This window comes from Crateriforma spongiae (assembly GCF_012290005.1).
GTDB lineage: Bacteria > Planctomycetota > Planctomycetia > Pirellulales > Pirellulaceae > Crateriforma > Crateriforma spongiae.
Genome location: NZ_JAAXMS010000002.1, coordinates 225117 through 240113 on the forward strand (window position 1 = coordinate 225117; position 14997 = coordinate 240113).

The 14997-nt window shown below is 60.7% G+C and carries 1 protein-coding gene; it reads left to right on the plus strand.

Features of this window, described 5'->3' with window-relative positions; all coding sequences use genetic code 11:
- Positions 1 to 213: 213 nt before the first annotated feature.
- Entirely contained in the window at positions 214 to 14952 is a 14739-nt protein-coding gene (locus tag HFP54_RS05085) for a dockerin type I domain-containing protein (protein WP_168564313.1), read from the plus strand.
- The last annotated feature ends 45 nt before the right edge of the window (positions 14953 to 14997 follow it).

Below are 14997 nucleotides of genomic sequence, written 5' to 3' on the forward strand. Positions count from 1 at the left end.
GGCCGCTAGCCGGTTGCACGGTCCGCGTCGCCCCCCTTCACCTCATTGACGAACACCACCGCGGCCGAAGCCGCGGTCCCTAGACGAGGCCTCTGGATGACCCTTCATCGCAGTCAATCTTCATCAACCCAAGCTCGTATTTCGGACGAATCGCCGAGGTCCAAGCCGGGTCCGAATCGCGGTAGTGCGTCGCGTGATCGGCAACGTCGCCGGTTGAAGAATCGTCGCAGCTTGCTGGAAACGCTGGAAAATCGGCAGCTGTTGGCCGGTCCAGATCTGATCGGCGTCCAGCCCAACGTGGGATCGTTGCTGTTCGAATCACCGGTCCAGAACGTCGATCCGGACGGCCAGTTGACCGTGCTGCAGCAGTCGCCGCAGGAACTGGTGTTCCGCTTTGACGACGACACCCAACTGGACCCCAACACTTTGTCAGGCATTCGCATCACGCGGGCCGGCGAAGACAAGGTGTTCGATTCGGCCACGGCCACCAGCGACCTGGGCACCAACGGGGATGTGGTGCTGGAATTCCGCGCCCGCCAGAGCGGTGCGACCGGAAATGGCATCCAAGTGGTCATCACGGCTGATTCGCTGGCGACCAGCCAGCCCCAGGTTTCGGTTTCCGATCGCACGGTGTCGATCACCGTCAGCAACACGCCCGGTCGCCTGAGCAATGCCCAGGACGTGATCCTGGCGGTTGCCAACAACCCCTTGGCCAACGACTTGGTCGAAGTCATCCAAGTCAGTGGATCCACCTTGGGCGTGGTCGGCGATGACGTTTCGGGCACGACCACACTGACGCTGGAAGGGGCCAACGCCGCCGAAGCCGTCACCGACTTGGGTACCTCCGGAACGGTGCTGGTTCGCATGATCAGCCAAGTTCCGGGCGAAGACGGTTTGGGTGTCGAAGTCAACGTCACCAAACGAGACTTCGGTGGTGCGGCCAATCCGGTCGTCTTGGTCAGCAATGGCCAGATCAACGTCCAGCTGAACAGCAACTTTGGCAACGAAACCACGGCCGACGAATTCGTCGCCGCCCTGAATAACAATCCGAATTCGGCCGCGTTGGTAAAGACGCTGTTGATCAGTGGCAACGGCGACACTTTGGTGGGCAACCGCAACACGCTGTATTCCCCGCTGACGTTGTCCGGTGCCAGCGACGTGGTGGTCCAGCCCGGTTACGTGGGCTTGGGTGATTCGTCTCGCGAAGTCGTTTTCCGCTTTGCCGAACCGCTTCCCGATGACACCTATCAGATCGACATCGTCGGCGTCGGCCCGACTGCACTGACCAACATCGCTGGCGAACCCTTCCAAGACGGCGTGAACTTGTCGCGTCAGTTCCAAATCAATTTGGGCCCCCAAGTCGTTGCGGTGGTTCCCGAACCGGTTCGACGCAATGCCAGCACCGGCGCGTTGCAACCGCAAACGGGCAAGATCGAAGTCCATTTCGGCAACGATACCCTGTCCGCCGCGACGGCCAGCAATCCGGCTCACTACCAGCTGATCTTCACCAGCGACACGGCCAACAACACCGACGATTCGGCACCGATCAATCCGACGTCGGTCCAGTTCGATCCGATCAACAACATTGCGTTGCTGGATTTCAGTTTCCCGCTATCGCGAATCCCCAATCCGGCGGGCGGTTTTTACGATAGCGCCGCGCGATTGCGGATCGGCACCAGCGAAGGTCTTCCGGCGGCACCGGCGGAATTCGACCTGCAAGGCGCCGAGCCCGGTGATTCGCTTTCGACCGCGACCGACCTGGGTACGCTGGGCGGTGGCGGCACACAATCGACCGTCGTCCAGTCGACGATTGAAAACGAATCGCCCTATGGCATCACCCTGCCCGGCCCCGATCTGCCTGGGACCCGCACGATTCGTCCGGAAGACCCGTCGCGTTTGACCCGCACGGTCCCGCTGGATTACGTCCGCAACGACGCCGACAGCGAAGACGGCATCGCGGTCATGCAGTACGCCTTTCCGGCTTCGTTTTCCGGCCCCAATCCCAACGGGCCCGGACAACAGACGTATTTCAACGTCATCAGCGAACAACAAAAGGAGCGCGTCCGCGAAGCGATCCAGCTGTACAGCGAATACCTGGGCATCAGCTTTATCGAAGTCGAAGGTGCACCGACATCGCCGGCATCGATCAGCATCGCCGTGGGTGACCTGTTCGCCAGCGGCGACGGCGCGACCAGTGGCGAAGGCGGCTTGGCGGCTGTGACTGCCGACAGCAATGCCGACGGTATCGACGATCTTGGCATCTTGGACCTGCAAGATTTCGATGATTCGATCGACGACCAATTTGGCGACGAATTCTTCCGCGGTGCGATGTTCATCGTGGGACAGCTTTTGGGTTACGGCTATGCGGACGATCTGCCGCAACCGACCACACAAAGCACCAGCTTTATCTTCAACCCTGGCAGCGATAACGAACCGTCGTATCCCAGCACCGCGGACATCGTTCACGGACAATACCTGTACCGTCCCGAAAGCACGGACGTCGACCTGTTCGAATTCACGCTGAGTGAAGCCGGCACGTTGACCGCCGAAACGATCGCCGAACGCTTGGGCAGCCCCAGCTTGCTGGATTCGGCATTGCGTTTGTATCGCGTGACCAAAGACGGTTCGGGAAACATCGTCAGCTACGAAGAAGTCGCCGCGAACGACGACTATTTCAGCAACGACGCGATGCTGCAAATCGATCTGGCCGCGGGTGACTACGCGGTCGGCGTCAGTGCCAAGGGCAATACCAGTTACGACCCCGGCATCGGCGGCACCGGATTCGGCGGCCGCACCGAGGGCGATTACGAACTGCGATTGGACTTTGTCCCCCGCGCCGCGGCGACCATCACCGACGCGACCGGCGTCGCGTTGGATGGTGATGCCGATGGACAGCCCGGTGGCGTGTTCAATTTCTGGTTCGTGCCGGCCGACGCCGACACGACGGTCTACGTCGACAAGTTGGGACCACAGAATCCGACCGGCATCTTGGGATCGGTTTCCAATCCATATCGCAACATCGACGACGCCGTCGCGGCTGCGACCCAACGTCCCGGAACAACGATCCGCGTCGTTGGCAACGGCGGGATCGACGGCGACGTGGCCACGATGCAGGACAACTTCAGCTATCAGATCGGCTACGACAGTAACGGCTTTGAATTGGCCGACGGCGCGACGCTGAATCTGCCGAAATCAACGCGGCTGATCATCGACAGCGGTGCGATCCTGAAGCTTTCACGCGCCCGCATCGGTGTGGGCAGCGTTTCACCGACGATCGATGCCAGCGACGCGGCAATCCAAGTCTTGGGAACACCGTCGATCATCGGTGCGAACGGTTTGCCGGTTCGCGACAGCGTCGGAGAAATCATTCCCGGCAACGTGATCTTCACCAGTATCAACGACGACACCGTCGGCACGGGCAACACGTCCGCCTTTACCCCCGACGCACGCCCCGGCGATTGGGGCGGAATCGATCTGCGTGGCGACTTGGATTCGGCCGACGAATCACGACGCAACCGCGAAAACGAAGGCGTCTTCCTGAACCACATCCAGCACGCCGACATGCGTTACGGCGGTGGTGCCGTATCGATCGCAGGGCAACAAATTGCCGTTTCGCCGATCGACATGGCGGTGACCCGGGCAACCGTCGCCAACAGTGTCATCAGTGACAGTGCCGACGCGGCCATCGCGGCCACGCCGTCGACATTCACCGAGACTCGTTTTACCGACAACATCTTCCAAGGCGGGGGTGCATTCACGCCCGACTACACGCGAGTCGGACCTGACATTCACGGCAACATAGTCGTTAACAACTCGTTCAACGGCTTGTTCGTCCGGGTACGCACTCGGACAGGCGATCGTCTGGAACCGTTGACCAGCGCCGCGCGTTTTGATGACACCGACATCACGCACGTGCTGACCGAAAACTTGATCGTCCAGGGCACGCCCGGCGGTCCGCTATTGGTCAGTTCATCGCCGTCGTCGCTGTTGGTTCAATCGGCCTTTACCGACCAAGGTGATATCGCCGAAGGCAACTACACCTATCGCATCACGTATGTGACTGCCGAAGGTTTGGAATCGGCCGCCAGCGATTTCACAGTTCCGTTTGAACTGACGGGAACCAGTGACGGCTTTGGTGGCATTCAACTTAGCGGTTTGCCGACAATCGGATCGAATACCGACTTTGTTTCCCGTCGTCTGTACCGCGCTGAAATTCCCGCCGGCGTGGATCCGTCGACGTTGCAAGCCGACGACTTCTTGTTGGTCGCGCAACTGAACGCCAGCAGCACATCCTTTGTCGATCGAAACGGTTCTCCGGCCGGCCCGCTTTCCAGCTTGGGCGCCAGTTTGCAAAGCCGTTTGGATGCCAGTTTGAAGATCGATCCGGGCACCGTGATCAAGTTGGAAGGTTCGCGCATCGAAGCCCGCTTTGGTGCCGACATCTATGCCGAAGGCACTGACGGATTGCCGGTCGTCTTCACCGGTCTGGAAGACACGCGTTACGGTGCCGGCGGAACCTTTGACACCAATGACCAAGGCACCTCCGCGTCGCTGAACCCCGGGGATTGGGGCGGCCTGTACATCGGCCAGGGCGCCACCGCCAGCATCGACCATGCGGTCATCGCTGGTGCCGGCGGCCTGACCCGAATCGAAGGTGGCTTTGCCGAATTCAACGCATTGGAAGTCCACCAGGCGAATTTGCGTCTGGCCAACAGCCGCTTTGAAATGAACGCAAGCGGCGACAGCGATGACAGCGGCACCCGCGTCGGTCGCGGCGAAAACGCGGCGGGCAATCTGTTCGTCCGTGCGTCGCAGCCGGTCATCGTCGACAACGAATTCTTCGACGGCGGCGGCGCGGCGATTACCTTCGACGTCAATTCGCTGGGCGAAAAAGAAATCAATGATCCCGGCCGCAGCACAGGTGCGATCGATCGCGTCGATGTGACGGGCAATCAAGGTCCGCTGATCCGTGGCAACACGATGAGCGGAAACGATATCAACGGTCTGCAAGTTCGCGGCGGTGAACTGACCACCGCGGGCGTTTGGGATGACACCGATATCGTCCACGTCGTGACCGACACGATTGAAATTCCCAACCAACACATCTTCGGCGGCTTGCGTCTGCAAAGCGACGCCAATAGCAGTTTGGTTGTCAAGTTTGCCGACGGCGATGAACCTGCCGCGATTGTGGTCGGCGGCACCATCGAAACCGGTTCGGACGAACTGGTCGATATCGCGGACCGGATCGGCGGTTCGCTTCAGATCGTCGGTTCACCCGACTTCCCCGTTGTGCTGACCAGCCTGTTTGACAACACCGTGGGTGCCGGATTCGATTCCCAGGGCAACCCGTTGTTGGAAACCACCACCGTCACGCCCGCGGCCAATACCACCGCAGGCCCCGGTGACTGGACCGGCATCATCATCCGCGAAGCGGCGCATGACCGTAACGTTGCATTGGTCAACGAAACGGAATCGAACGACAGTCCGAAAATCAACAGCAACGCGATCCCCGGACAATCCAGTTTCCTGGGTGAATTGGCCCCCGATGAACAATCGGGCGACGAAAATCGCCGACTGGGATTTGTCGTGTCTGGTGAAATCAGCACGACCGATGACGTCGATGTGTACTCGTTCGTGGCCGAAAGCAACACCGAAGTCTGGCTGGACATCGACCGTACGTCCAACAGCCTGGATTCCGTAGTGGAATTGATCGATGCGAACGGTCGCGTCTTGGCTGCATCGAACGATTCTTCGATCGCAGGGGCTGCCGGTGGCCTGTTCATCGCCGACGGATTGAATGAAGGTTCGGCGCAACCGCTGACCGTTCTGGGCGGCGACGGCCAGGATGCGTACAGCACCAACGCCAAGGATGCCGGCATGCGTTTGACGTTGCCTGGCGAAGCGGGCACGCGAAACCTGTATCACGTCCGCGTTCGTAGCAGCAACACGGACACCCCGACCGATTTCGCGACGCTGACCGATCCCGGCCAAGTGCTGGGCGGCCTGACCAGCGGATCGTACCAACTGCAGGTCCGGCTGCAGGAAACCGACGAGACGCCGGGCACACAAATCAATTTTGCCGACGTCCGGTATGCCGACAACGGCGTCCAAATCATCGGCCAGCCGATGCATTCGCCGCTGTTGGGCGAAGAATCCGAAACGGATGCGTCCAATGATGTCCGCGCCGACGCACAACCGTTGGGCTATTACGGTGCCGGAAACGATGGCGCGGCCGACGCCGGCCCGCTGCAAAGTGACTTGCTGGCCAAGTCATTCTCCGGATCGCTCGACAGCGCAACCGATGTCGACTGGTATCAGTTCACGATCAACTACGAAAGCCTGACCCGAGACGGCGCGGCGATGTACCTGTCGACCGTCTTCGACCTGGACTACGCGGACAACTTTGCCCGCGCCGACATGGCATTGTACGTCTTCAACGAAGCAGGCCAACTGATCTTGATCGGCGGCGACAGCAATATCGCTGACGACCTGCCGGCGTCGTCCGGCAGCAACGGTTCGACCGACCTGTCACGCGGCAGTGCTGGAACGAATGACCCGTTCATCGGTGCCGCCGAACTGAGCGAAGGCACGTACTACGTCGCGGTTGCCAACCAACAACAAGTGCCACAACCGCTGGACCAATTCTTCAACGCCAATTCGACCAACCCGTTGTTGCGATTGGAACCGATCGATTCGGTCCGACGCATTGCCGAAGATCGTATCGCGCCGTTCGGCAACACCGACTGGGTCTATGGCGGCACCGCCGACGATCCGGTTGTCCCGCTGTTGTTTGATGCCGATAGCGTGGTCGATTACACGCTGGACGACGTCGTCTTGTACGTCAACACCAGCAGCGGCCTGCACATCGTCAATCCGTACACCGGTGACAGCTATGGTTTGCTGGGCAACTTCGGTGAAACGGTTCGCGACATCGCGTTCACGGCCAACGGCGAACTGTTTGGCTACAGCGGTTTTGTCGGCCAGGCATCGGACACGACATGGTTCTACAACCGCATCGACACGACCGATGGTTCGTTGAGTGCTCCGCTTAGCACCGGCGGCAACATCCAAACGTTCCACGACGATCCCGATCCGGTCACGGGCAACCCGCCGGTGGACAACGAAATCACGCTGGAAGATTCCAGCGATGTCGGATTCGAAGTCGAAGCAATCTCGATCCGTGCCCGCGGCGGTGAAGAAACGGGCTTCTTCGTGGGCAACCGTGCTTCGCGTGCCGGCCTGGATTACTTTGAAAACGTCTTGTTCCGCTTCAACCCCGAAGACGGAACCGTCGACAGCCAACCCTCACCGCTGTTGGAAGCCCAAGCCGGTGCCGGTGCATCGCTGTTCGAAGTCGGTCAAATCAACACCGCTGCGACAACCCCCATCGATACCGAATTGGGGCTGCAAGAACCGCTGACCCTGAATTCCCAAGGCATTCTGGTTCCGCAAGTGTTTGACGGCGATTCGTTCACGCTGTCCAACGGCACCGACACGCTGAAGTTCGAATTGGACAGCGGCTATGCATTAGCCGCCAATCCATCGATCGCGATCGCCGACGGCGACGCGGTACTGATCGATGGAACCACGTTCGAATTCAACACCGGCGTCGCAATCCAATTGGATTCTCCGGGCCTGGGTGGTTTGACCCAAGGTTCGACACTGATGGTCGAAGACGCCAGCGGTCAAATCGTGACCATCGAATTCACCGGCGGCGGTGTCGCCCAACCGGGGAACGTCGCGGTTTCGATCGTCGATGGCACGCGAACGCGAACCGCGGGCGAACTTGCGGCGGAAGTCTCCGGAATTCTGGGCACGCAATTGTCGGGATTGTCGCCACGCAGCATGGGCGACCAGATCATCTTCACGTCCGCATCACCGGTCGCCGTCAGTTCGACCGGCAGCGGCGTCAACCTGTCCGGCGATCCGACGCTGTCCAACGCCGGTGCGGTCGAAGTCTTCATCGCACCTGGAACGCGAACTGATGACGCCATGAAGGCGCTCGCCGAAGCGATCCGCAACGTCGGTGTGGCAGCGGTACAGTCGGGCACGCTGGTGTCCCTGCCGAATTCCACCAGTCTGTCGATCGTCTCCGGTTCAAGCGTTGGCATCGCCGGCACACCGGGCGTCAGCGCCGGCAGCGTCGCGATTCCGCTGTATGCCAGCGACAGTTTGGACAGCTTGGCCGCACGCATCGTCGCAGCCATTGACAACGCCGAAGCCGGCGGAAGCCTGGCTAACGTCACGGCGGTCGCCCGCGTCAATTCGATTCAAATCGGCGGCCAAGGATTCATCACCGACGTCGGTGCGGCCGGCAATGCGTCCAGCAGCTTCATCCAAGGCGGCAACGGCATGGGGGGGCTGATCACGGGTGCTGAAATGGTCGGCAGCCAACTGTATGCGATCAGCAACGCCGGTGGACTGTACGTGGTATCCAGCGGCGAACTGAACAGCGAAGGTGCCCGAACCGTCGGTCGTTACGTGGCCACCGCCACCGACCTTCGCGGGATCAACTTCACCGGCCTGCGTGCCGGCCCGCAAACGCTGCAAAACGGCGAACTGCAACAGATCTTGTTCGGGATCACTGCGTCGGGAGACATCCATGCCTTCGATACCAATGGCGTGTTGCAACCGATCTTTGCCGGCGGCCAAACCAGCATCTCCACCGGCATCGGCGGCGCCCAAGGCTTGGACTTCAGCACGCTGGACTTCAACCTTTGGCACACCAGCGAAGAACGCACCACCGATGCGGGACACCGCCAAACGCCGTTGGACATCAACAACAGCACGCGGCCGGGTCCCAATGGAGCCGACGACTATAGCCTGGGCTTCAATTACGAAACCGATGTTTTCGGCGGCCTGTTCAGCCCGCAAGAAAACCCGGTCGTACTGAACAACAACAACGTCGTCCAGAACCCGCGGCAAGACGGCCAGACGATCGAAAACACCATCAACTTCCCCGGTGGTGCCCACGGTGTGATGCAAACCAACACCTTCGATCTGGAAGGCTATTCGTCGACCGACCAGCCGATGCTGTACTTCAGCTATTTCCTGGAAACCGATGGCGTCGACGGCACCAACCGCAACGGACAAGTCAGCGATCGTGATGCGTTGCGTGTCTACGTCGTGACTGATGAAGGTGTGGAACACCTGGTCGCAACCAACAACACCGCACGCGGTGGCAATTTCAGCGACGATGAATTCGACGACCCGCCGCAAACCGGGGTTTACGCCGATGACATCGATCTGCAAGTCCAACAATTGTTCGACAACACCGGCACTTGGCGACAAGCCCGGGTGCCGCTGGGCGAATTCGCCGGCATGTCGGGCCTGAGCCTGCGAATCGAATTCTCCACCGCCGGCGCGGTGGTCACGGGTTCGACCAAATTGCGTGCCGTCCCGGCCAACAAGCTAAACGAAGGCCAGACTTTCACGGTCAACGGCCAGGTCTTCGAATTTGATTTCGCTCCCACGGTCGTGATGCCCGCCGGCAGCACGCTGGCCGAACTGTATGTCGACCCGAACGAAGTGGCTTCGATCACGATCGAAGGCGATACGTTTGTGCTGAACGATGGCACGCGAACCGTCCTGCCGGGTCAGCGTTCGATCGACCTGCTGGCCGGACAACCGGCGGGCACCATGCTCAGCGACTTGTCCGGTGCGGACATCGCACAGGCGATCGCCAATTCGCTGGCGATCGCTCCGCTGCAAGGATTCGAAACCAACGGATTCGATTTCTCCGATGCCTCGGATTCGCCGACCGTCACCGACGGCACCAACGACTTCATCTACGAAGCGACTCCACTGCCCTACACCGGGGGCAATGTGGAGATCAACGGAACCGGCCGCATCGGCGGCTTGGATTCGCTGGGCAATCCCACGCGTCCCGAAGACGTCGATTTGTTGACCGTCGATGTGATCGAAGGCAGCGTCATCGATGTCGACGTCCGCCTGGACATCAATCCGTCACTGACCGCAGCGGTCCGTTTCTTTGATGCCGCCGGCAATCCACTGACGACGACATCCACCGGCGGTGTGGTCCGTTACACCGCAACGGAATCAGGAACGATCTACATCGGCATCAGTGGCCGTGGCAACGAATCGTACGATATCCGTGACCCAGGTTCGGCGTCGCCGGGCCAAATCGACACCTACACCGCCAGCGTTTCGATCGCCACCCCGGGCGGCGTCAGCGTCACCGGTGGCGTATTGGAATTGACCAACATCGGCAACCTGCAAGTGTCCGATTCGTCCCTATTCATGGTCGGCGGAACACAGGGCATCGTGGGGGCACCGGTTCAGGTCACCACGGGCATGTCGGCGGCGGAAGTTGCCGAAGCGATCAGCCAAGCCATTGCGGATCGATTCAACGGTGGCAACACCGACGCGGTCCCGGTCGCCGGATCGTCGATCCAACTGGGCAATCATGTCGTCAATGACGTCGGCCCGCTGGCTTTGGAAAACAACCGCTACGGCGATCGATTCGGTGTCAACCTGAATGACACACGCACGATTCGCGACGGCGTGTTGGACAACGAGGTCGAAGGCGTTTACCTGGACGATTTCATCATCGGTTTCGCCGAACGTGGTGAAATCGCCACCGGATCGGCGGTCGTCGATGGCTCGTTCATCACTGACGCTCGTCCCGATTTCGCCCAGCCCAATGACGAAACCAGCAACCTGAACACTGGGACGTATCAGGTCGAAATTCGCGATGCCAGCGAATACGTCGTGTCCTCGACCCCCAACGGACTGGACAAGCGGTTCCGCACGTTCGACACGAATGACCGCTTGAGCGATTCGCGCAGCATCACGGCGATGTCGGCCGATCAGTTGTCCGACGGCCAGACGTTCCAGATCCATGACGGTCGTTCCACCGTGACGTTTGAATTTGATTTGGTCGAAGCCGATAACGGTGTGCAGCCCGGCAACGTCCGTGTGCCGTTTACCCTGCAACAGGAAATCGCCGGTACCGAAGACATCGATCCGGCCACCGGCCAGCCGATCCCCGGCACCGCCACGACGCGTCCCGGAACGGCGGGCGAAGTCGGTGCGGCGATCATCGCGGCCATCAACCGCGCCGATGTTCAATCGGTGGTCAACGTCAGTGCGTTGCCCGCCAGCGGCATCGACAGCACCGCGGATCCGAAGATCAACCTGTACGGCAATGTAGAAATCGTCGACGACGACGGTGTCTTTGCCGCGGTCGATTTTGAAACTCGACGTGGTGATTCCAACCGTGATCGTGGCGGCCAGGGCGTCATCTTGGTTGAAAACAGCCAGTTCCTGTTCAACGGCCAGTACGGCGTCAACATCAACCACGACGCAACGGCAACCGTGGCGGGCGTCACCAGCGATTCGATCCAGCGATACCCACGCAACCTGATCGAACAGAACACCGAAGGCTTGGTCCCCGGTGTCGTGGTCCGCAGCAACGTGTTGGCGTACAACGAAACCGGCGGACTGCAGGTCACCGGCCTGGCATCCGGCGGCGACGGGACCAGCAACCCGCCATTGCCATTCGAACGGATCATCAACAACACGATCGTTGGTGGAACAATCACCGCCGGCGCTGCCTCGGGTGCGGAGATCTTCGACGACATCTTGTTCGACCTGGGCGACACCGCCTTTGCGGACACGGTCGTCAGCTATGACCCGGCCACCGGAGCGAATGCTCCGGACACCGGTTTCGATGACGCAACCCGTGCGTTGGGCGCTCCCGATGCAGGGTCAACAACCACCGAGCCCGCCAACGGAAACTTCACCACGTCGTTGGGCCTGGGCGGATCCATCACGCTGCAGTTCACCGACAACCTGTTGACCGGCAGCGGAGATTCCAGTCCCGACTTGGCGATCTTCGAAGTCGGATCGATCGAATCGGTCATGGTGGAACTCAGCCGTGACGGCATCAACTTCATCGACGTCGGCATGGTGTTCGGTGACAACAAGACACTGGACATCGACGCGGCCGGCTTCGGCCCTGGTGACCGCGTGGCCTACGTTCGACTGACCGACTTGGGTCAGGGTGACGCCGCCGATGCATCACGCGGTGCTGACATTGATGCGGTGGGTGCGATCAGCAGTGTTCCCGCCGATCAGTTCACCGGCGGTGGAACCGGAATCAACTTGGTCGGTGCCGTCGCCCCGACGTTGCTGAACAACTTGGTGGCCAACTCCGACACCGGCATCGCCTCGGACACACCAGCGGAAACCATTGTCTTGGGCGGCAACGCTTATTACCGCAACGCCAACGACGCGACCGGTGTGACGCCCGGTGAATTCTCGTTGCTGTTGAACGACGGCGAATCCGTCTTTGTTGCACCTTCCGACTTGGTGTTCTCGCCCGCGGCAAACTCGCGAATCATCGACAGCAGCATTGATTCGCTGGAAGACCGACCGAGCCTGGTGACGGTGAAGAACCCGATCGGCCTGCCGCCGTCGCCGATCCTGGCACCCAGCCTGGACGTCAACGGCCAGCTGCGTGTGGATGATCCCAACGTCGAAACCCCCAGCGGTCTGGGCGAACGTGTCTTCAAGGACCGTGGTGCCGTTGACCGCGGCGACTTGGCCGGTCCGCGTGCCGTTCTGGTTTCCCCACAGGCTGCCGGACTGGGAACCGGCGCCGGAACCGTTTCGGTATTCGGTAACGCCCCGGACGCTTTTGAGATTCAGCTGATCGATGGCTTGGCGCCGGCCGATGTCACCCCGGGAACGGGCATCGATGACCGCACGGTCAGCAGCAACAGCTTGATCCTTCTGCGTGACGGCGAACTGTTGACCGAAGGCGTCGACTATCGCTTCGGCTACAACCCCAGCAGCAACACGATCCGCCTGACACCGATCGCCGGCGTCTGGCAAGAAGAATCCACCTACACGGTGCGGCTGATTTCCGGATCGGATTCACTGATCCGGGCGTCGGCGGGCACCGGTTACGTCGACGGCAGCCTGTTCAGCCTGGCGGACGCCACGGCAACGGCAACCACCTTTGAATACGAATCGGGTATCACGGTTACGGTCGACTCCGCATTGACGGGTGCCGACGTCGATGGCATGGAAGTGGTCGTGTTCGACGGCGTCAGCGAACTGACGCTGGAACTGGACAGCAACAATGCCAGCACCGGCGGCAACATTCGGATCGCCATCGAAAGCGACGACGACTCGACCGAAATCGCTGCCAAGATCGCTGCGGCCATCGACAGCGTCGGATTGAATGTCGACGCGGCATCGGCCGACAACGTGGTCCAGCTGCTTGGCAATAACCCATTGTCGACCGTTGCCATCACCGGTGCCTTGGGCACCAACAGCGGATCGATCGGCGTCAGCCCCGGATTCGGAATCCAGATTCCGGTCAACGGCAATCAACCGGCTTCCGCCTTGGGCGACGGCGACACGTTCCAGATCACTGCCAACGGTGTCGGCACGGTCATTTTCGAATTCGACAACAACGGTGCCACGACCACCGCAGGCGCGGTTCCGGTCACGATCCCATTGGGAGCGTCGCTGGATCAAATCGCCGACGCGATGGTCCGTGCGATCGGCGGACAAAGCCTTGGCTTGACGGCTTCCAACTCCGGATTCGGTCGCGTCGCACTTAGCGGCAACGACAATGTCACCCTGACATTTAATGACTCGGGACTGACCCAGATCGGCGAACCGGGCGACGGTGCCTCGGTTCCGGTCGTCATCCCCGTCGATGCCACTGACGAACAGGCCGCACAGCGAATCGCCGATGCGATCAATGGCGCGGGACTGTTCGGCGTCACCGCCGATGCGATCAGCGGTGTTGTCTTTGTCGAAGGAACTGCGGGACTGACCGGCGACGGATCGGTCGTGTCGTCGACCATCAGTGATGACGTCGGCAACCCGCTGCAAAGCAACCAAACCAACGGACGCACCGAGCTGACGATCTTTATCGGCGGCGGCTTCGACTACGGCGACGCTCCGGCACCCTACGCCAGCAGTTTCGCTGACGGCGGTGCACGACACGGCGTCGACACCAGCTTCAGCATCGGCACCATTCTGTCGCCCGATTCGGACGCCCGACTGGACAACGCCGACGATGACGACGGGGTCTTGGTTCCATCGGTCGTACGCAACGGTTTCGATGCTTCGTTCACCGTTGACTTGAACACCGACGGCCGCGCTTTCTACTTCGACGCATGGTTCGACTGGAACGCCGACGGCGTGTTTGAAACCGTTGAGCGTTACGGATCGGTGGCCGGCAACGGTCGCGAATTGATCAGCGACGGCGACACCATCACGGTCCAGGTTCCCGTCAACGCGGTGCTGGGTGAAACCTACGCTCGATTCCGCTTGAGCGAGGTCGACAACCTGGGCAGCACCGGCGATGCCGCGACCGGCGAAGTCGAAGATTACCGATTGGTGGTTTCGTCGAATCCGTTCACCAACCCGTCGCTCGGACCGGATGTCAACGCCAGCGGTGCCGTCACGCCGCTCGATGCGTTGCAGATCATCAATATGCTTAACCGCAATGGTGGCAATACGATCGATCTGCAACCCAGCGATGTCCTGCCGCCGCCGGCGATCTATCCCGACGTCAGCAGCGACGGCAGTGTGTCCGCATTCGACGCCCTGTTGGTGATCAATTACCTGAACCGCATGCAAGGCAACAACTTCGGCCAAGGCGAAGGGGAAGCCGCCGCGACGACCGCCTATCAGCCGGTGGCCTCGGGGGTCATGGCCAGTGCGGCAACGGTCCAAGGTGACTTGCTGATCGCCGAAAATCAGTCGACCAAATCCGACTCGATCCCCAGTGTGGGCATCGCCGAAGGCGAAGAATCGGTTGCGACCGGTTCGACCAGCGTCTTCGACGACGCCGCGGTCGTCGCCTTGGACGACACCGTCGATTTGATCGCCGCTGCCAACGCAGCACAGGACGATGATGACGATTCGGATTCGGCCCTGTTTGACCAAGTCCTTAGCGAGTTTTGATAGCGATAGGCCTCCAGCCATTCGGGCCGGCGGCAGACCTGTGCG